General features: G+C 69.6%; 18 protein-coding genes. 9 read left to right on the forward strand and 9 right to left on the reverse strand.

Translation table 11 applies throughout. The annotated features are described in order from the left end of the window. Positions 1-83: 83 nt before the first annotated feature. Genes FNM00_RS10690 through FNM00_RS10710 form a run of 5 tightly spaced genes read right to left on the reverse strand, consistent with a single transcriptional unit; the run spans position 84 to position 5760 of the window. On the reverse strand, positions 84-1310 hold the full coding sequence (locus FNM00_RS10690; protein WP_143913459.1) for an SAM-dependent methyltransferase: 1227 nt from the start codon (positions 1308-1310) through the stop codon (positions 84-86). After that, positions 1307-2053 carry a DUF1365 domain-containing protein gene (locus tag FNM00_RS10695; RefSeq protein ID WP_246065152.1) on the reverse strand — a complete coding sequence of 249 codons (747 nt, stop codon included), beginning with the start codon at positions 2051-2053 and terminating at the stop codon, positions 1307-1309. Before FNM00_RS10695 ends, FNM00_RS10690 begins: the two co-directional genes overlap by 4 nt. After that, positions 2050-3330, reverse strand: coding sequence for an NAD(P)/FAD-dependent oxidoreductase (locus FNM00_RS10700; protein ID WP_246065153.1), 1281 nt, complete (start codon positions 3328-3330; stop codon positions 2050-2052). The genes FNM00_RS10695 and FNM00_RS10700 overlap by 4 nt, the downstream gene beginning before the upstream one ends. Beyond that, positions 3327-4658 carry a fatty acid desaturase family protein gene (locus FNM00_RS10705; RefSeq protein ID WP_143913463.1) on the reverse strand — a complete coding sequence of 444 codons (1332 nt, stop codon included), beginning with the start codon at positions 4656-4658 and terminating at the stop codon, positions 3327-3329. Before FNM00_RS10705 ends, FNM00_RS10700 begins: the two co-directional genes overlap by 4 nt. A 10-nt stretch (positions 4659-4668) precedes the next feature. Beyond that, the gene (locus tag FNM00_RS10710; RefSeq protein ID WP_221933684.1) at positions 4669-5760 is read right to left on the reverse strand and encodes a ferredoxin reductase; all 1092 of its coding nucleotides are present in this window, start codon (positions 5758-5760) and stop codon (positions 4669-4671) included. Positions 5761-6000: 240 nt separating this feature from the next. On the opposite strand from FNM00_RS10710, the gene FNM00_RS10715 reads away from it, so the two are divergent. The 3 genes from FNM00_RS10715 (at position 6001) to alr (ending at position 9655) form a co-directional block, all read left to right on the forward strand. Next, on the forward strand, positions 6001-7191 hold the full coding sequence (locus tag FNM00_RS10715; protein WP_143913465.1) for a PucR family transcriptional regulator: 1191 nt from the start codon (positions 6001-6003) through the stop codon (positions 7189-7191). Positions 7192-7283: 92 nt separating this feature from the next. Then, entirely contained in the window at positions 7284-8519 is a 1236-nt protein-coding gene (locus tag FNM00_RS10720; protein WP_143913467.1) for an NAD(P)/FAD-dependent oxidoreductase, read from the forward strand. Continuing rightward, positions 8516-9655 (forward strand): alanine racemase, encoded by a 1140-nt coding sequence (alr, locus tag FNM00_RS10725; protein WP_143913468.1) that lies wholly within the window; start codon positions 8516-8518, stop codon positions 9653-9655. Before FNM00_RS10720 ends, alr begins: the two co-directional genes overlap by 4 nt. 132 nt (positions 9656-9787) lie before the next feature. On the opposite strand, the gene dmpG is transcribed toward alr, so the two are convergent. The 3 genes from dmpG to FNM00_RS10740 are packed head-to-tail and all read right to left on the reverse strand — an operon-like array spanning position 9788 to position 12554. Next, positions 9788-10798 carry a 4-hydroxy-2-oxovalerate aldolase gene (dmpG, locus tag FNM00_RS10730; protein ID WP_143913470.1) on the reverse strand — a complete coding sequence of 337 codons (1011 nt, stop codon included), beginning with the start codon at positions 10796-10798 and terminating at the stop codon, positions 9788-9790. Then, positions 10795-11739 carry an acetaldehyde dehydrogenase (acetylating) gene (locus FNM00_RS10735; RefSeq protein WP_143913472.1) on the reverse strand — a complete coding sequence of 315 codons (945 nt, stop codon included), beginning with the start codon at positions 11737-11739 and terminating at the stop codon, positions 10795-10797. Before FNM00_RS10735 ends, dmpG begins: the two co-directional genes overlap by 4 nt. Before the next feature lie 8 nt (positions 11740-11747). Continuing rightward, on the reverse strand, positions 11748-12554 hold the full coding sequence (locus FNM00_RS10740) for a 2-keto-4-pentenoate hydratase (protein ID WP_143913474.1): 807 nt from the start codon (positions 12552-12554) through the stop codon (positions 11748-11750). Positions 12555-12624: 70 nt separating this feature from the next. Here FNM00_RS10740 and FNM00_RS10745 point away from each other — a divergent pair, with 70 nt between their 5' ends. The 6 genes from FNM00_RS10745 to FNM00_RS10770 all read left to right on the forward strand — a co-directional run bounded on the left by FNM00_RS10745 (position 12625) and on the right by FNM00_RS10770 (position 19161). After that, complete coding sequence (locus tag FNM00_RS10745; RefSeq protein WP_143913476.1) at positions 12625-13395, forward strand: IclR family transcriptional regulator; 771 nt, start codon at positions 12625-12627, stop codon at positions 13393-13395. A 423-nt stretch (positions 13396-13818) separates the two neighbouring features. Continuing rightward, a complete protein-coding gene (locus FNM00_RS10750; RefSeq protein WP_143913478.1) occupies positions 13819-14448 on the forward strand; it encodes a TetR family transcriptional regulator in 630 nt (209 codons plus the stop codon). Positions 14449-14637: 189 nt separating this feature from the next. Next, positions 14638-15939 (forward strand): sensor histidine kinase, encoded by a 1302-nt coding sequence (locus FNM00_RS10755; protein WP_143913480.1) that lies wholly within the window; start codon positions 14638-14640, stop codon positions 15937-15939. Further along, positions 15936-16574: a LuxR C-terminal-related transcriptional regulator gene (locus FNM00_RS10760; protein ID WP_143913482.1), complete on the forward strand. Its 639-nt coding sequence runs from the start codon at positions 15936-15938 to the stop codon at positions 16572-16574. Before FNM00_RS10755 ends, FNM00_RS10760 begins: the two co-directional genes overlap by 4 nt. Before the next feature lie 93 nt (positions 16575-16667). Continuing rightward, positions 16668-17648, forward strand: coding sequence for a phosphotriesterase family protein (locus tag FNM00_RS10765; protein ID WP_143913484.1), 981 nt, complete (start codon positions 16668-16670; stop codon positions 17646-17648). Positions 17649-17652: 4 nt separating this feature from the next. Continuing rightward, positions 17653-19161: a long-chain-fatty-acid--CoA ligase gene (locus tag FNM00_RS10770; protein WP_143913486.1), complete on the forward strand. Its 1509-nt coding sequence runs from the start codon at positions 17653-17655 to the stop codon at positions 19159-19161. A 71-nt stretch (positions 19162-19232) separates the two neighbouring features. On the opposite strand, the gene FNM00_RS10775 is transcribed toward FNM00_RS10770, so the two are convergent. After that, positions 19233-19973, reverse strand: coding sequence for an alpha/beta fold hydrolase (locus FNM00_RS10775; protein ID WP_143913487.1), 741 nt, complete (start codon positions 19971-19973; stop codon positions 19233-19235). Positions 19974-19999: the final 26 nt, after the last annotated feature.

A 19999-nucleotide genomic window follows, 5' to 3' on the forward strand; every position in this document is an offset into this window, starting at 1 on the left:
AGGCCACTGTTGCGGGTGTGGTTTCGATACGCTTCCTCGTTCCTCGGTCGCTACTCAACCACCGACTGGCCCGCACTCGGTGGTCAGCGGGTGAAGGTGAGCTGGCGGACGTCGAGATAGCCGCTGGCGAACCCGGCCTCGGAGTAGGCGAGGTAGAACTCCCACATCCGGCGGAAGGTCTCGTCGAATCCGTCGGTACGGATCGTGTCCCAGTTGGTCGTGAAGCGTTCGCGCCAGAGCCGCAGGGTACGGGCGTAATCGGGCTGGAGGCTGTGCTGGGTGACCAGACGCAGTCGGGTCTGCTGCCCGGTGACCTGCTCGATCGCCTCGACCGACGGGATCAGGCCGCCGGGGAACACGTACTTCTGGATCCAGCCGAACGAGCGGCGGGTCGCGAGCATGCGCTGATGGGGCATGAGGATCGCTTGGATCGCGACCCGGCCACCGGGTGCCAGCCGGGCGTCGAGTGTGCGGAAGTAGGTCGGCCAGTACTCCTCGCCCACGGCCTCGATCATCTCCACGCTCACGATCGCGTCATAGGAGCCGTCGACCTCGCGATAGTCCTGGATGCGCACCTCGATCCGATCGGACAGCTCCGCCTCCTCGATCCGCTGCCGGGCGAGTTGAGCCTGCTCGTGGCTGAGCGTGATGGTCGTGACCTGAGCCCCGCGACGTGCCGCCCGGATCGCCAGTGCGCCCCAGCCCGTGCCGATCTCCAGTACGCGAGAGTCCTCGCCGACCCGGGCGGCGTCGAGGATGCGCTCCATCTTGCGCTCTTGCGCCGTCTCGAGGGACTCATCGGAGCGCTCGAAGGAGGCCGCCGAATAGGACATGGTCGGATCGAGGAAGTTCTCGAAGAGATGATTCGAGAGGTCGTAGTGGGCCTCGATATTGTTCCGCGAGCCGGCGGTGGTGTTGCGCTGCTGCTCCGGCAGGTTCTCGTCCACGAAGCGGCGGAAGCGCTGCAGCCATTCGGGAACCAGGCGGGTCAGCCGGCTGGCGAACGGGGTGAGCAGATCACCGAGGTCCGAGCCCGGCCCTGTGGTCCATTCGCCGGCCATGTACGCCTCGCCGAGGCCGATCTTGGTGTCCGTGCCGAGCCGGGCGAACAGAGCCTGCGGCCGGACCACGCGCAGCTCGGGGGAGCCGGATCCGCCCGCGCCCCAGACGGTGCCGTCGGGGAAGGTCACGCGCACCGGCAGCTGGCTCACGGACGTCCGCAGGATCGCGCGTGCGGCGGCGGCGCGGACGGGCGCTTTGGGGATGTGCGCGAGTGCGGGAAAGCGCGGACCGACGGTGATCGCAGTCATGAGACGACCTCCTGATGTGATTCCTGGTCCCGCGACGGGCGCGGGACGATGGGGAGACGTTTGAGCCACAGCACGATGCCGTGAACCCGGATGAGGGCGCTGACGCGCCAGGTCATGAGGGGATGAGTGAGCGCTGTGCGCAGTAGCTCACCGAGGGTGTAGGGGCGCAGCGTTCCGTGGAAGCCCGCACTGAACGGCGGCTCGCCCTCGCGGTGCAGCGTGATGGTGGTCGTGACCGTGGTCGGACCGATCCGGCAGCGCACCTCGTAGCGGCCCTGCAGGTCGTAGAAGGGCGAGACGTAGAAGTCCTTCTCGACCTCGGCTCGACCCTTCTCGTCGGGGAAGAGCACATAGGCATGCCGTTCGCCGTAGGTGTTGTGCACCTCGGCGACCACGCAGCGCACCGTGTGGGAGCGGCGATCGATCACCCAGTACACCGACAGCGGGTTGAAGACGTGCCCGAGGGAACGGGCGGCCGCGAGCATCAGGATGCGGTCGTCCCTCGCGTCGACCCCGTGCTCGGCCAGCAGCGCCCGGATATTGGCGGCGATCGTCGAGGATGGATCGCCGAGGTGGTCGCGCGTGCGGAAGGATGCGAGCGGCCGCAGCCAGCGGGGGAGGCGGGGCAGCTCGTCGACGTCGACGAGCCATTGGTACAGCCGGTGCCGCAAGGCGTGCCGTTTCGGGGTGCGGCGCACGTGGCTGACCTGCCCGATGACGAGCGCCGGAATCGTTCCGCTCACCACGACACCCCCACGTGCTCGGCAGCGGCGACGCCGGAGCGACAGCCGTCCTCGTGGAAGCCCCACCCGTGGTAGGCGCCCGCATAGGTGGTCACCGGCGTGGACAGCTCGCTCAGCCGGCCCTGAGCGGCGACGGATGAGGGCGTGTAGACCGGGTGGGTGTACGTCATCCGCGCGATCGTCGACCCCGGCGCCGGTCGGGTGCCGTCATTGAGGGTCACGAGATAGGGGCGCGACTCGTCGATGCCCTGCAGACGATTCATCCAATAGGTGACGACGGGGGGATGGTCGCCGCCCGAGCATCCGTCCATCCGGTAGTTCCATGCGGACTTCGCGTCCCGCGCGTCGGGGAGGACCGAGGAGTCGCGGTGCAAGGTCACCTCGTTGCGTGAATAGCCGAAGGCACCCAGGACGTCCTTCTCCTCGGGCGTGGGATCGGCGAGCAGGCTCAGTGCGTCATCGGCATGCGTGGCGATGACGACGCGGTCGACGTGGTCGACGCCGCGGTCGGTCGTGATGTCGGCGCCGCCGGCCGTCGGGCGGGCGATGGCGCGCACCGGCGTGCCGGCGGCACTGCCCTCCAGGCGGTCCACGATCGCGTCGACATAGGTCCGCGATCCGCCCTCGACGGTGAACCACTGCGGCGAGTCGCGCAACGACAGGAACCCGTGGTGGTGCAGGAAGGTGAAGAGATACCGGGCGGGGTAGTCCAGTGCGGTCGCGGTGCCCGACGACCAGACACAGGCGACCACCGGGATCGCATAGTGCTGGACGAAGTAGTCGCCGAAGCCGTGTCGGCTGAGGAAGGAGCCGTAGGTGAGGTCGTCATCGGTCTCCAGCAGAGCCAGGGCCGCGCGCTGGAAGCGCTTGACGTCGAGCAGCATCCGGACGAAGCGCGGGTCGACGAGCCGGCGTCGCTGCGCGAGGATGCCGCGAGCCCCTCGGCCACCGGCGTACTCCACGCCGCATCCCTCGCAGCGGATGCTCATCGACATCTCGGTGGGCTGCACCGCGATGCCCAGTTCGGTGAAGAGCCGCCGCAGCAGTGGATAGGTGCGGTCGTTGTGGACGATGAACCCGGTGTCCACACGGTCGGTGCCGACCGTGTGGGTGTGCGCGTGGCCGCCGAAGCGGTCGTCGGCCTCGTAGAGGGTCACGTCGTACCGATCGCGCAGCAGATAGGCGGCCGTCAGCCCCGATATCCCGGCGCCGACGACCGCGACCGTCTCCTTGCTCATATCGGGAGTTCGGAGACGGTCGCGGTACGGATGGGTCACACGGTCAAGTGTTCCCGATCGTCCTGCTCTGCGCGCGCTGCAGCGGCGGCGCGCTTGGCGCGGCGCAGTGCCTTGGACTCCGGGGAGTTGCCGACCTTGTACGGATCATCGGGCTTGTGCGAGAGCTTGTGCAGCTGGCGGGCGACGCTGCCGATCTGACGGCTGAGCCGGCCGGAGTTGTAGCGCAGGCCGTACTTGTCGACCAGGTGCTTCACGTCGACCGAGACCTCGCGGTAGCGGCGAGCGGGGATATCGGGGAACAGGTGGTGCTCGATCTGGTGGCTGAGATTGCCGGTCAGGACGTGGAACAGCGGCGTGCCCGAGATATTCGCCGAGCCGAGGATCTGGCGCAGGTACCACTGGCCGCGGGTCTCGTTCTTGGCGTCCTCCTCCTGGAAGGTCTCGACCTCGGCGGGGAAGTGCCCGCAGAAGATGACCAGGAAGGTCCAGATGTTGCGGATGATGTTGGCGACCACATTGGCGCCCAGGACCGCGAGCGGCACCCACCAGGCGGTGACGAAGGCGAGGGGCAGCGACAGCAGCGGGAAGAGCGCGTAGTCCTTGAACACCTGGCGGCGGATCTTGGCATACGCACGCTTCTTGCGGGCCTGGAACTCCTTCTTGGAGAGGCGCCCGGAGAGGTACTCGTCGAGCTCGACGCCGTGGTACATGACGCCCCACTCGAAGACGAGCATGAGGATGAAGGCCAGCGGCAGATTGAAGCGGTGGCTGGGATACCACGGCTGGTCGCTGTCGATGCGGAACATGTTGTAGCCGATGTCCCGGTCCATGCCGTGGATATTCGTGTACGTGTGGTGGATGTAGTTGTGGCCGTGCTTCCACTCGCTGGCGGGGGCCACGTTGTCCCACTCGTAGCGCTTGCCGTCGACCAGCGGATCGTTCATCCAGTCGTACTGGCCGTGCATGACATTGTGGCCGATCTCCATGTTCTCGATGATCTTGGCCAAGCCGAGCAGCACGATGCCGGCGACGAGCATCCCCACCCAGGCGAAGGTCGCGACCGGGAGCAGGAGTGGAAAGGAGAACAGCGTGATCCGGCCCAGCACCTCGAAGGATCGCTGGACCTTGATGACGCGACGGATGTAGTCGGCATCGGTCTGGCCGAGGTCGTCGAGCACGCGCTGGCGCACCTCATCGAGTTCGCGACCGAACTCCTCGAGCTGCTCATAGGACATGTAGTCCAGGCCGATGGTCGACGGGCGGGTGGGATCGTCCTCGGCGACGAGCGGCACGGGGGCCCGGTTGTGGTCGCTGGCGCTGAGCGGCTCGATCGGAGCGGGCTTGGTACGGCGTCGGAGCAGTTTCATCGGATTCCTCTCACAGATCGACGGCGACATCGCCGACGGGGATCTGGACACAGGGCTTGATGGTCTCGTCGGTATCGGCGCAGATCTCGCCACTGATGACGTGGCGGACGGCGCCGTGCAGCTTCTTGACCGCGCAGGTGTTGCAGACACCCATGCGACAGCCGTAGGCAGGGGAGAGACCGGCTGCTTCGGCCTGCTCCAGGATCGTGGTGCCGGTGTTCTCGGCGCGGGTGCCGCTGGCCTCGAAGGTGACCTCGCCGGTGGCGTCGGCGGCATCCAGGTCGACGGCGGGGACCTTGAAGTACTCCATCCGCAGCTGGTCGCTCGCGCCCAGCTCGGTGTAGGTGTCCCGGACGGTGGCGATGAGCCCGGCCGGACCGCAGACATAGGTCAGGGTGTCGGACGGATCGATGCCGAGGTGCTTGAGATGATCGACGGTGAAGCGCCCGGTGAGCTCGGCGCCCGCCTCCGGCTCACGCGTGTAGATGCGGACCATGCGGACATTCGGAGCACCGGCGAGGCGGTCGAGCTCGTCGCTGAACATCTCGTCGTCGCGGGAGCGGGCGTAGTGCACGAAGACGATCTCGCCGTCGTGCTCGCGGTCCAGCAGGGTCTTGAGCATGCTCATGACGGGGGTGATGCCCGAGCCGCCGCTGACCAGCAGGACGCGCTCGGGGACCTCGTCGGGCAGGACGAACTCGCCCTGGGCCTGCGACATGTAGATGATCGTGCGATCGGCGAGCCGGCCGCCGTGCAGGAACTGCGACACGAAGCCGTCGGGGTGGGCCTTGACCGAGACGCTGATGAGTCCGTCGCGGCGTTCGGCCGAGTCCGAGAGTGAGAAGCAACGCACGCGACGGGTGCCGTCGACCTCGACGCCGAACTCGACGTGCTGGCCCGGCGTGAAGCCCTTCCAGGCGCCATTGGGGCGCAGCCACACGGTGCTGGCCGCGCCGGTCTCGGCCTCCACGCGCACGACGCGCGCACGTACGGCATCGGCGGTCCACATCGGATGGAGGTACTCGAGGTAGTGGTCGACGGTGTGCGGCGACGTCAGGCGCGCGACCGGCGCTGAGGCCAAGATGCGGCGGACGGCTCCCACGGCGACTCCTCTCTGACAGCGGCGATGTCACGGTTGCGTGAACATCTGTTCACTCAACATACGGGGTCATGAGCACTGCTGGCAAGAAGACACACTGAGAAAGCCGTCACAGGTGTTCACTGAAGTGGACCGGTCGATGGTCGGCCGGGCATGGCGCGCGGCCGGATCGGCATTGGACGCAGACGTCCGGGGTTCTTAGGCTTACGCCATCCTCAGACCATCGATGGACGGGAGCGTGCGTTGACCTCTCCGGGAGTTCCGGCTGTGGCGCGCCACGACGGCGGTGACCTGTTCGATCTGGCCGGCCGCCTGGCGGGCGAGGTGGGCGCGCCCATCACGATCGAGGATCCGCAGACGGTGGTGCTCGCCTACTCCGTGGGATCGCAGGACGTCGATGAGGCCCGCGTGGGCACCATCCTCGGACGCCGGATCCCCGACCGCTATCGCACCGCGCTCGCCGAGGCCGGGGTCTTCGACCGGCTCGCCTCCTCCGACGAGGTCATCGTCGTCGAGCTGGATCGGTTGCGGATGGTGCCGCGCGCGGTGGTAGCGGTGCGCGACCGCGACGGGCGACTGCTGGGGTCGATCTGGGCGGCCGTGAGCGAGCCCCCGAGTCCTGGGCAGGTCGATGCGCTCCGAGCGGCGGTGCCGGCAGTGGCCCGTCGGCTCCGCCGGGCGCGGTATGCCGCCGAGCCCGACCGGCAGGTGCGAGCCGAGCTGCTCGAGGACCTCCTCACCGGAGACGCGCGGGCCGGGAGCCTCGTGCCGATGCTTGCCATGCGCGGTCCGTGGCGGGTCGCGGTGGTCCGTGGGGGAACGGAGTCGGGTCCCCGCCAGATCCATGCCGCGCTCGACGCCCATCTCGCCGCGATGGCCCCGTCTGCCCTGTGCGCGGCCCTCGGACGCGATGTCTACGCGCTGCTGAGCGCCCCCGATGCCATGCGCCTGCTGAACGACTTCGTCCTACGCTATGAGCGACGCGACCACGTCGCGGTCGGCATCGGATCGCTTGCGGAGCACGCGGAGCAGCTGTCCGCATCGCGGGCCGCGGCCGAGGACGTGGTGGAGAGCCTCTGGCGGCGGGGGCGCACGGGGACCGTCGCGACCTTGGAGGCCGCCTTCGCCGATGTGCTGGTCGACCGGGTCGCGCCCTTCCTGGCCGCCCATCGCGGGGCAAGCCCGCTGACCCGGCTGATCGACCACGACGAGCAGCACGACTCCGGCCTGGTCGACGTGGTCCGGGCAGTCTTGGAGTGCCAGGACATCGCTGGAGCCGCGCAGGCGCTGCACGTGCATCCGAACACCGTGCGTAACCGGCTGCGGCGCGCCGCGGAGCGCTGCGACGTGCGCCTCGACGACCCCGACACGAGACTGGCGCTCAGCATCGCCTTGCGGCTGCACGATCGGGACCGTCGCTCCGACGCCCCCTGACCGCTCCGGGTTGTCCGATCGCACAAGCGAGCCGCGGAACGATGGGCGTCAGCGCACTGACAGCCCGGGCCGCCGGCGGGGATGCTGAGGCCATGTCACAGCATCCCGATCAGGTCATCGTCGTCGGGGCGGGGATCGTCGGCCTCTCCACGGCGTGGTTCCTGCAGCAGCGAGGCGTCGAGGTCACGGTGGTGGAGCGCGACGCCGTCGCCGCCGGCTCGTCCTGGGGCAACGCCGGCTGGCTCGCTCCGGCCCTGACGATGCCGCTGCCCGATCCGGCGATCCTCTCCACGGGGGTGCGGGCGGCGTTGAGCCCCTCCTCGCCGGTGTACGTGCCCTTCGCGGTCGATCCCCGACTGTGGCGCTTCCTCGCCGGATTCCTCCGGCACTGCACGCCGCGCCGATGGCGGAGCGCCATGAGCGTGTTCAATGAGGCCAATGCCCAGGCCCTCGCCGCCTATGACGAAGTCCCCGGCGCGCCGACCAAGTCCGCTGAACCCTTCCTGGCCGCCTTCGACTCCGCTCAGGACCGTCAGGTGCTCGTGGACGAGTTCGCCCACGCGGGAGGGACGGTCGACTACGAGCTGCTGGACGCCGACGCCGTGCACCGGCTCGAACCGCTGCTCTCGCGGGAGGTCACCCACGGCATGCGGATCCATGACCAGCGCTTCATCAACCCCGGCGATTACATCGGCGCCCTCGCCGACGCGGTCATCGCCGCGGGCGGCTCGATCCGCACCGGTGCGGATGTCCAACGGATCCTCGATACCGGCAACGGCGCCGAGGTGCGCCTGGCGAGCGGTGAGTCGCTGCGCGCCGACCGGGTCGTGATCGCCAACGGCGCCTGGATGAGCGATCTCGCCCGGTCCTTCGGTGTCAAGGCGGTCGTCCAGGCCGGACGCGGCTACAGCTTCACGGTCCGTCCCTGGCGCGTGCCGTCAGGTCCGGTCTACTTCCCCGCACAGCGGGTGGCGTGCACGCCGCTGGGCGACGCCGCGGCGGGACTGCGGGTCGCGGGCATGATGGAGTTCCGCTCGCCCGATGCGCCGCTGGATCCGCGACGCATCGACGCCATCGTGGCGGCGGCGGGCCGGATGTTCGAGGGCGTCGACTGGTCCTCGCGGACCGATGAGTGGGTGGGCTCGCGTCCGTGCACTGCCGACGGCCTGCCGCTGGTCGGAGCGACCTCCTCGCCGAGGGTGTTCGTTGCCGGTGGGCACGGGATGTGGGGCGTGGCGCTGGGTCCCTTGACCGGCAGATTGCTGGCCGAGCAGATCACCACCGGGGTCGCTCCCGGCCTGCTGCGGGCCTTCGATCCGCTGCGATGAGCCCACTGCCCGCTCCACAGGCATCCGCGGAGGCGCTGATCGACCTGGAGGCCTACCGAGAGAATCTGCTGCGTATCGGCCACCTCGTGGGGTCCGCCGAGCTGATGGCCGTGCTCAAGGCCGATGCCTATGGCCACGGCATGGAGGCGTGTGCGCGGGTCCTGCCCGAAGCGGGGGTCACTTCCGCCGGGGTCGCGACACCGGCGGAAGCCCTGACCTTGCGGCGCAGCATGGCTGAGGGCAGCGTGATGTGCTGGTTGACGACTCCCGCCGACGATCTGGCGCCGGCGATCGCGGCCGGTGTCGAGCTGTCGGCCTCCGGGATCGCCGAGCTCGATCAGCTCGCCGACGCCGCCGGCAGGGCCGGCCGGCGGGCATCGGTCCATCTCAAGATCGACACCGGGATGAGCCGCGCCGGTGCGCCGCTCGGCCTGTGGCGCGACCTGGTGCGCGGGGCGCTGTCCTGGCAGGACCGCGGACGGATCGAGGTGGTCGGCATCTGGACCCATCTGGCGTGTGCCGACGACCCGACTGATCCACGTACCGACCGCCAGGCCGTCGTCTTCGACGAGGCGGTGGCTGAGGCCCGCGAGCTGGGGGCCGACCCGCGGTGGACGCATCTGGCGAACTCCGCCGCGGCGCTCTCGCGACCGGATCTGCGACGCGATCTCGTGCGGGTCGGGTTGGCCTCCTATGGTGTGAGCCCGCAGCCCGAGCACCGGTCGGCCGCGTCCTGGGGGCTGCGTCCGGTGATGACCGTGCGCGCCGTGGTCGCTCAGGTCAAGCGGCTGGCCGCGGGGGACCACGTGTCCTATGGGAACTCCTGGCGGGCCGACCGCCCCACGACGGTGGCGCTGGTGCCGGTCGGCTACGCCGACGGCATCCCTCGCCAGCTGTCGAATCGCGGCCGGGCGGCATTGCGGGGCCGCGTACACCGGATCATCGGACGCGTCTGCATGGATCAGCTGGTCCTGGACCTCGGCGACTCGACTGCCGAGCGTGGCGACGTGGTGACCTTGTTCGGTGCCGGCGAGGCCGCGCCGAGCGCCCAGGAATGGGCCGACGCAGCGGACACCATCGGCTACGACATCGTCAGCGGGGTACGCGGACGGATCGTCCGTCGCCAGCTGGGGTGACTCCGTCAGGCGGATCGGCCCTCCAGCCCACGGACGGAACCTTCGCTGCGCGGCACGCGCTGGCAGCCGGATGAGGTGAGCTCCACCGCCGCGGAGCTCACCCGTCGACTGCGCCCTGGCTCTCGATGAGTCCTACGGCGTGCCCGCCAAGGTGAGGGCGACGTCGATGATCATGTCCTCCTGGCCGCCGACGAGTCCTCGCTGGCCGCATTCGGTGAGGATGTCGCGAACGTCGACCCCGTAGCGCGCCGAGGCGTTCTCCGCGTGCCGTAGGAAGGAGGAGTAGACACCCGCATAGCCGAGGGTCAGCGTCTCCCGGTCGACCCGGACCGGTCGGTCCTGCAAGGGGCGGACGAGGTCATCGGCGGCGTCCTGCAGCCCGAAGAGGTCGCAGCGGTGCTCGAAGTCCGAGAGGTTCGCGACCGCGATGAAGGCCTCGATCGGGCAGTTCCCGGCCCCGGCGCCGTGCCCGGCGAGGGAGGCGTCGACGCGGAAGACGCCGTTCTGGACGGCGACGACGGAGTTCGCCACCGAGAGTGAGAGATTCTCGTGGGCGTGGATGCCGATCTCGGTGGCCGGGTCGAGCACGTCGCGATAGGCGCGGACGCGGGCCTCGACATCGGCCATGGTCAACCGTCCGCCGGAGTCGGTGATGTAGACGCAGTGGGCGCCGTAGGACTCCATCAGCTTGGCCTGCTCGGCCAGCTTCTCGGGCGGGGCCATGTGCGAGAGCATGAGGAAGCCCGAGACGTCCATGCCGATCTCGCGGGCTGCGGCGATGTGCTGGGCGGAGATATCGGCCTCGGTGCAGTGCGTGGCGATCCGCACGGAACGCACGCCCAGGTCCCAGGCGGTCTTCAGCTCGTGGATCGTGCCGACTCCGGGCAGCAGCAGCGTGGTGAGCCGGGCGTTACCGATCACCTCGGCGGCGGCCTCGATCCATGCCCAGTCGCTGTGCGATCCAGGCCCGTAGTTCAGGGACGATCCGGCGAGACCGTCGCCGTGGGCGACTTCGATCGCGTCGACTCCGGCGGCGTCGAGGGCCGCGACGATCCGTCGGACGTCGGCGGGATCGATGCGGTGGCGGACGGCGTGCATCCCGTCGCGCAGGGTGACGTCCTGGACGAAGATCGGCGAGCTCATCGGGCGACTCCCTGCTGTGAACGGATGGCGATCTGCTCCGCGACCTGGACGCCGGCGGAGGTCATGATGTCGAGATTGCCCGCATAGGCCGGTAGATAGTCGGCGGCCCCCTCGACCTCGAGGAAGACCGACACCTGATGTGTCGGGCGCCGGGCGCCCGGCTCGAGGAGGGTCTGGACAGGCTGGTCGGCGGGGACGGGGCTGACCTGCACCTGCTGTTTGAGCCGGTATCCCGGCACATAGGCGGCGACCGCGGCCACCATCGCCTCGACGGACGAGCGGATGCTCTCGGTCGGATCGCCGTCCTCGGCCCCGATGAGCGCGAAGACCGTGTCGCGCATGATGAGCGGCGGTTCGGCGGGGTTGAGGATGATGATCGCCTTGCCGCGGGTCGCGCCGCCGACCGAGACGATGGCCGACGAGGTGGTCTCGGTGAACTCGTCGATATTGGCGCGGGTGCCGGGTCCGGCGCTGCGGGAGGCGATCGAGGCGACGATCTCGGCGTAGCCGACATCGGCGACCTGGCTGATGGCCGCGACGATGGGAATCGTCGCCTGGCCGCCGCAGGTCACCATGTTGACATCGGGGGCGTCGAGGTGCTGCTCGAGGTTGACCGCCGGCACGACATACGGGCCGATCGCGGCAGGGGTGAGGTCGATCATGCGCTTGCCCGGCAGAGCCTCGGCGTTGGCGACGTGGGCCTTGGCGCTGGTCGCGTCGAAGACGATGTCGATCTGGTCGGCATCGGGCAGCGCGAGGAGCCCGGCCACGCCCTCGTGCGTGGTGGCCACGCCGTGGCGCCGGGCGCGGGCGAGCCCATCGGAGTCGGGGTCGATGCCGACCATCGCGCTCATCTCGAGGTGGTGCGAACGCAGCACCTTGATCATCAGGTCGGTGCCGATATTGCCCGATCCGATGACGGCGACCTTGGTTCTCTGCATGGTGGTCCTTACTGGGCGGAGGAGGGACTGAAGCCGATGGTGACCTCGCCGAGGCCGGAGAGCGTCGCGGTCACGGTGTCGCCGGGTCCGACGGCGTGCATGGGGCCGAGGGCGCCGGACAGGACGACCTCCCCGGCGCGGAGAGGCGCTCCGAGGCCGCGCACCTGGCGGGCCAGCCAGACGACGGCCTCGATCGGATCGCCGAGACAGGCGGTGCCGTCGCCGGAGGAGACCTCGGTGCCGTCGACCGTCATCCGCATCGTCACCTCGCGCGGCTCGACCTCGTCCAAGGAGCGGTGTCCGGTGCCGAGGACGTAGGCGCCCGCCGAGGCATTGTCGGCGACGGTGTCGCCGAAGGTGATGTCCCAGTTCGCGATCCGGCTCCCACAGATCTCGAGCGCGGGATGGACCCGGCCGATGGCGGCGCGGACCTGCGCGGCGTCCAGGGGCCCCTCGGCCAGATCGGCATCCAGAACGAAGGCCACCTCGGCCTCGACCTTGGGCTGCATGACCTGCGCGAAGTCGATCGTGGCGCCGTCGTCGTAGGCCATGTCCTCGAACAGCACACCGAAGTCGGGACGGTCCACACCGAGCTGGCGCTGGACCGCCGGGGAGGTCAGGCCGATCTTGCGCCCGACGACCGTCACACCGGCCGCGAGCCGGTCGGCGTTCACCAGCCGCTGCGTCGCGTACGCGGCCGAGATGTCGTCGCTGCCGATGAGATCGCGCACCGGGGTGGTGGGCCGGCCGGTGCGCAGCGCTCCGCGCAGTCGATCCGCCGCCTCGGCGATCCCGGTCGAGGGTGTGTTGTCCATGGAGCTCAGCCTGCTGGGCGGCGCCTCGGCGGGTCCATCTCGGCGTTCCACTCAGCGGTACGCTGAGCGCATGACGCACGAGCTGGACACGGTCCTGGGCAAGGTCATGGCGATCCTGGAGGCGTTCTCGGCCACCGAGACCCAGGTCAGCCTCGCCGAGCTCGCCCGGCGCACCGACCTGCCGAAGACCACCGTCCACCGGGTCGCCGGCGACATGACGCGGCACCGATTGCTCGAGCGGACCTCCGCGGGCTACCGGCTCTCGGGGACGCTCTTCGAGCTCGGGATGCGAGCGGCGGTGGAGCGCGGGCTGCTGGAGGTCGCCATGCCCTTCCTTCAGGACCTCTACGAGCGCACCCACGAGATGGTGCACCTCGGTGTGCTCGACGGCCACGAGGTGGTCTACGTGGCCAAGATCGGCGGCCACCGGCAGGCGCGCTCGCCGTCGCGGACCGGCGGCCGCATGCCGCTGCACTGCACCGCGATCGGCAAGGCCCTGCTGGCCTACGGCGATGCCGAGCTGCGGCGGAGCGTGCTGGAGTCCCCGTTGCCGCGCCGCACACCCCGGACCGTGGTGGCGCCCGGGCTGCTGGCGAGCCAGCTCGTGGCCGTGGTCGAGACCGGCGTGGCCTTTGAACGGGAGGAGTCGACGACGGGCCTGCTGTGCGTGGCCTCCGCGGTGCTCGATGTCGATGGGCGCGGCGCGGTCGCGGCGATCAGCGTCACGGGCCCTGTGGGCCGGTTCAGGCCCGAGGCCCATGTCTCCTCGGTGAAGGCGGCCGCCTCCGGGCTCGGCAGCGTGCTCGCTCGCCGGAGCGGGGAGGCGAGACCTCCCGCCTAGTGACGTGGGTGGGCGGTGACCTGCGCACCCCTCCCTCGGCGGGGCGGTGACCTGCGCACCCCTCCCTCGGCGGGGCGGTGACCTGCGCACCTCTCCCTCGGCGGGGCGGTGACCTGCGCACCTCTCGATCGAGTTGAGACGTGCGTAGCCCACCGCCCCGCTTGTGCAGAGGTGCGTCACTCACCGGGAGGTATCGGCCGGGCCGCTGCTGACGGAGGATGTGCTTTCGTGGCTGCTGGGGCAACCGCAGACGCACATCCTGCGTCGGCCGCTCACGAAGGATGTGCCTGGGTGGTCGCTATGGCAACCACGAAAGCACATCTTTCGTGCGGGCGAGCAGAGCCAAGCCCCGACACTCTCGCCGACGCTGTCGCAGGGCTATGCAGGGGCGGGGCCCGCGTACCAACCATCTACTGTGGGGGCATGTCCGATTCGGCCGCGCTTTCACGCCAGGAGCAGAAGGAGCGCACCCGTGCGGCCCTGCTCGATGCGGCGCTCGAATTGAGCCAGCGCAGCGGCTTCGCGCAGATCAGCCTGCGGCAGGTCGCTAAGGAGGCCGGGGTCGTGCCGGCGGCCTTCTACCGGCACTTCGCGTCGATGGACGATCTCGGGCTCGCTCTGGTCGAGCGATCCTTCGCCACGCTGCGGCGGATGATCCGCGATGCGCAGCGCGACCCGGATGTCTTCAACCGGATCATCGATGCCGCCGCGGACGTGCTGGTCGAGGCGGTCAAGGAGCACAAGGCACACTTCGCCTTCGTGGCTCGTGAGCGGGTCGGCGGGTCGGCCGCGGTGCGTGAGGCGATCGCCCACGAGCTCGACCTCTTCGTGTCCGAGCTCTCGGTGGTGCTCGCGCGGCTGCCCAATATCGAGAACTGGAGCAGCGACGACGTCCACATGGTGGCCCGGCTGTTCGTGCGCAATATGGTCGCGAATGCCGAGGAGGTCGTCGAGATGCCCGACGGACGGCCTGACCTGGAGGCGCAGATCAAGGAAGGCGCGCGCCGGCAGATGCGCCTCATCGTCCTCGGCTTCGAGAAGTGGCACAGCTGATACATCGCCCACCGGCCGGCCCCGACGCGCTGCGGGACGGATGCGCGCTGCGGGACCGATGATGATGCAGTGCGGTCGTCATGGCAGCCGGAAAGCATCATCGTCCGTCCGGCGTTCGCCGCGGGGACCGCTCCGAAGTGTCGGGACAACCCGATCGTCATCGGGCCTTCCCGTTCCTAGGGTTGAGACATGGCCGAGACCGTGACACCGCCGACGACAGCGCCGACCACTCTCGCGCCCCCACGGGGCGCCCGTCGGGTGCTGCTCGAGACCGCCTACGGCCTGAGCGCGATCGTGCTCGGCATCGTGGCGCTGGTGCTGGTGCTCTCCCTGACCGCACTCGGACTGGCGCTGATCGTGGTCGTCGGCGGGGTCCTCGTCCTGGCGCTGGCCGCCATCGTGGCGCGGGGCTTCGCCGCGGCAGAGCGGCAGCGGCTGCGGTCCATGCTGGGCCGTGAGGCGCCCACGCCCCGCTACCTGCGGTCCCGCCCGGACGACGGTCTCTGGCGCCGCTGCCTCACACCGCTGCGGGACCCGCAGACCTGGCTCGACATCGTCTGGGGCGTGATCGGCTGGATCACCGGGACCTTCGCCTTCGCTCTGACCGTCGTCTGGTGGGTCGGCGCGCTCGGCGGACTCACCTACTGGTTCTGGCAACGCTGGATCCCGGTCGACGATGAGGGAACCGGTCTGGCCGAGCTGCTCGGCCTCGGCGAGGGCCGCGCGGCCGAGAGCTGGCTGAACCTGGTGCTCGGCGTCCTGTTCCTGGTGACGCTGCCGCTGGCGGTCCGGGCCGGTGCGCTGCTGCACGCGAGCCTGGCTGCGGTGCTGCTGTGCAGTCGCGCCGAGCTGCAGGGCGAGGTCGCGCGCGCGGAGGACGGGCGTGCGGCCGCCCGCGACGCCGAGGCCGAGTCCCTGCGCCGGCTCGAACGGGACATCCACGACGGGCCGCAGCAGCGCCTGGTCCGGCTGACGATGGACCTCGGGCGCGCCAAGCGGCAGGTGTCGGAGGACCCGGAGCTGGCGGCGCAGCGGATCGACGACGCGCTCATGCAGGCGCGGGAGACCGTGGCCGAGCTGCGGTCGCTCTCGCGTGGCATCGCGCCGCCGCTTCTGGTCGACCGGGGCCTGTCGGCGGCGGTACGGGAGCTGGCGGTGCAGAGCATCGTGCCGGTGACCGTGACGACCCGGGCGGTGGACGGGCTGGCGCCGCACGTCGAGACCGCCGCCTATTTCGTCGTGGCCGAGGCGCTCGCCAATGTCGGCAAGCACAGTGGTGCGTCGTCCGCGAGCGTGACGGTGGCCGCGGACGGCGACGACCTCCTCGTCCGGGTCGAGGATGACGGCATCGGGGGAGCGCACCCGGCCAAGGGGCTCGGCCTGGCGGGGCTCCGGCAGCGGCTCGCGGCCGTCGACGGCGCCCTGGAGGTGTCCTCTCCCGAGGGCGGGCCGACGGCGGTCGTCGCGCGGATCCCCGTGGACCGCCGATGAGGATCGTGATCGCGGACGACTCGGTCCTGCTGCGCGAGGGGCTTCAGCTGGTCCTCGCCGACGCCGGCCACAAGGTCGTCGCCGCCGTCGGTGACGGACCCGCCTTCGTGACCGCGATGCTCGACGAGCGCCCGGACCTCGGGATCGTCGACGTCCGGATGCCCCCGAGCCACAGCGACGAGGGGTTGCGCGCGGCCGTGGAGGTGCGCCAGTCGCGTCCCGAGGCCCGACTGCTGGTGCTCTCGCAGTACGTCGAGTTGTCCTATGCCGACGAGCTGCTGGCCACGGGCGACGCGGGCGTCGGCTACCTGCTCAAGGACCGGGTCAGCGACCTCGACATGTTCTTCGAGGCACTTGCCAATGTGGCGGACGGGGGGACCGTTCTCGATCCGCTCGTGGTGCGTCAGCTGATGGGCCGCAACCACGACCCGCTGGCCGGTCTCACCCCGCGCGAGCGCGAGGTGCTCTCGGGCATGGCGGAGGGCAAGTCGAATGCGGCGATCGCCGCGGCGTTGTTCGTCTCGGTCGCTGCGGTCGAGAAGCACACCCAGCGGATCTTCGCCAAGCTCGACCTCTATCCCGATGACGACGCGGCGCATCGTCGGGTCAGCGCCGTCCTGCGGTTCCTGCGCTGACGGCGTACGCGACACACGAGGCACCTCCGCCCTGTGACCGGGGTCACTGGCGTGCGATAGTCATCGCATCGTCCTGCCTGCGAAGGAGTGCTCATGTCCGAGATCCAGACCGTCCGAGGGCCCGTCGACACCGCCGAACTCGGTGTCACCCTGATGCACGAGCATGTGTTCGTGCTGAGCCCGGAGATCCAGGCCAATTTCCCCGAGGAATGGGGGTCGGAATCCGAGCGGGTCGAGGACGCCGTCGCCAAGCTCCAGCGCGCGTACGACGCCGGGGTGCGGACGATCGTCGATCCGACCGTGATCGGGCTCGGGCGTTACATCCCGCGGATCCAGGAGATCGCGGCGAGGGTGCCGATCCAGCTCATCGTCGCGACGGGGGTCTACACCTATGAGGACGTGCCGCACTACTTCCACTACCGCGGACCGGCGCTGAACGACGCCGTCGGTGCCGAGGTGCCCGAGCCGATGGTGGACATGTTCCTCAGCGACATCCGCGAGGGCATCGCCGGTACCGGGGTCAAGGCCGGCATGCTCAAGTGCGCCATCGACGCCCCGGGCGCGACGCCCGGTGTCGAGCGGATCATGCGCGCGATCGCCGCGGCCCACCACCAGACGGGCACGCCAATCACCGTGCACACGCACCCCGACACCAAGGCAGGCCTGGAGGTCAAGCGGATCCTGTGCGACGAGGAGGGTGTCGATCCGCGGCGCATCGTGCTCGGACACAGCGGCGACACCACGGACGTGGACCACCTCGCCGAGCTGGCCGACCTGGGCTTCGTGCTGGGCATGGACCGCTTCGGCATCAACCTCGACACCACCTTCGAGGCCCGTGCCGACACCCTCATCGCGATGGTCGAGCGGGGGTACACCGACCAGATGGTGCTCTCCCAGGACGCCTCCTGCTATATCGACTGGGTCGATCCGGAGGTGATGGCCTTCCTGCCGCAGTGGCACTACACGCACCTGTTCGAGGACGTCTTCCCGTATGTGCTGGAGCGCGGGGTCACGCAGGAGCAGATCGACACGATGCTCAACGACGTGCCCCGTCGGTTCCTCGAGGGGCGGTGACCCGGTGTCCTTCAACCTGGCGACGATGCTGCGCGAGTCCGCTGTCGCGACCCCGGACAAGCCCCTCGTCCATATCGGTGACCAGTCGCTGACCTTCGCCCAGGTCGACGGGGCCTCGGGCCGGTTCGCGGCGACCTTGCTGGCCCGTGGCTTCGCTCCCGGCGAGGCGGTGGCCGTGCAGCTGCCGAATGTGCCGCAGTTCCTGATCGCCTACTTCGGCATCCTCAAGTCCGGCCTGCGGATGGTGCCGCTGAACCCGCTGCTCACGCCCCGCGAGATCGCCTACTTCCTGTCCGACAGCGGGGCGCGGGCGCTGGTGACCTACGAGTCCTTCGCGGAGGCGGCGCTCGGCGGGGCGGCCGGTGTCGATCACGAGGTCGGCGTCTTCGTGGTCGGTGGTGAGGCGCAAGGTGCCGAGCCCTTCGAGCGACTCCTCGCCGAGGAGGACACCGGCGATATCCGGGCGATGTCGCCCGATGACACCGCGGTGATCCTCTACACGAGCGGCACCACGGGACAGCCCAAGGGCGCGGAGCTCACGCACTTCCAGCTCTATATGAACTGCACGGTGGCTGGGGAGCTGTTCGAGCTGCGTCCCGATGACGTGTCGATGGCGGTGCTGCCGCTGTTCCACGTCTTCGGGCTGTCGAGTGTCCTGAACATCTCGGTGCGGTTCGGCGCCTCGATGGTGCTGGTGCCGCGTTTCGAGGCGACAGCGGTGCTCGACGCGATCGAACGGCATCGGGTCACGATCTTCTCCGGTGTGCCGACGATGTACTTCGCCTTGCTGCAGGAGGAGGTGGCGGGTCGTGATCTGTCGAGCCTGCGTTCGGCGGTCTCGGGCGGGGCCTCGATCCCCGGCGAGGTGATCCGCGCCTTCGAGGAGAAGTTCCCCGGCGTGGTCGTCCTGGAGGGCTACGGCCTGTCGGAGACCGCGAGCACGACGACCTTCAATGTGAGCGCCGCCGAGCGTAAGGTGCTCTCGATCGGCAAGCCGATCTGGGGTGTGGAGGTCAGGATCCTCGATCCCGAGGGCACCGAGCTGCCGCCGGGGGAGGAGCATGTCGGTGAGATCGTCATTCGCGGGCACAACGTGATGAAGGCCTACTTCAACCGCCCGGAGGCGACCGCGGCCGCGCTGCGGGACGGTTGGTTCCGCACCGGCGATCTCGGCTATCGCGACGAGGAGGGCTACTTCTTCGTCGTAGACCGGCTCAAGGACCTCGTCATCCGCGGCGGGTACAACGTGTACCCGCGTGAGGTCGAGGAGGTGCTCTACGAGCATCCCGCGATCGCCGAGGCCGCGGTGGTCGGCCGCCCCGACGAGCGGCTCGGCGAGGAGATCCTGGCCTTCGTGGCGCTCTCGCCGGGGGCGGAGGCTGCGCCCGAGGAGATCGTCGAGTTCTGCCGTGAACGGTTGGCGGCCTATAAGTACCCGCGTGAGGTGCGGATCATCGACGCCCTGCCGAAGGGGGCGACCGGCAAGATCCTCAAGCGGGAGTTGAACCGTTAACCGCTGAATCGGTCGACGTCGAGAAGGGGCCAGCCGGATCCGGCTGGCCCGTTCTGGATCATCGGCGCAGGTCAGCCGGTGTGCGTTGCCGCAGACCCGATGACCTCGGCGAGGTCGCGGGCGCGGCTCCACATCGGCCAATGGCCCGTCGGGAGATCGATGGCGTCGATGGTCCGGAGTTTCGCGACCTCGGCGAACAGAGGATGTCCTTCTCGAGCCAGGTCCAGGACCTGCGCGCTCGATATCGAGCAGCACACCAGCGTGGTCGGGACATCATGGCGGGCATCATTCGTGAGCTCGACGGTCTGGCGCAGCACGGGGCCCGGCTCGGGGACTGCCCTGGAGCGGAACTGGTCGAGGGCCTCCGTGCTCAGGCCGTCGAGGCTCGCCTGCTGTGAGAGGACCTCGAAGGGCGGAAGGGGAAGCTCGGCCATGTCCTCGGGGAAGTCCGCGGCGAAGGCGCTTCCGGTCGCCATCGGGCCGGAGTCGACCCACACCACGCGATGGACGAGCTCAGGATGCCGGTCGAGGACGAGGCTGACGGGGGCATTGGCTCCGCTGTGAGCGACGAGGGTCGCGGGCTGCTCCTTCGAGACATCGAGTCGGGCGAGGGGGTCGGTGATTGCTCGGGCTTGGTCGTCGAGGGTCCTGGTCGTACGAGCGGGGTCGTCCCCGTCGAGGCCGGGAAGCGTGATCGCGGCGGCGCGAGCGTGGTCGGTCTCCAGATGGTCGAGGACCTCGTCCCAGGCCCAGGCGCCGAGCCAGTGGCCGGCGACGAGGACGATGATCGGGTTATTCGTTTCGGTTGCCATGACAACACTCTCGTAGTCCCTGCGGA

The sequence above is a fragment of the Aeromicrobium piscarium genome, from assembly GCF_007421815.1.
In the GTDB taxonomy this organism is placed as follows: Bacteria; Actinomycetota; Actinomycetes; order Propionibacteriales; family Nocardioidaceae; genus Aeromicrobium; species Aeromicrobium piscarium.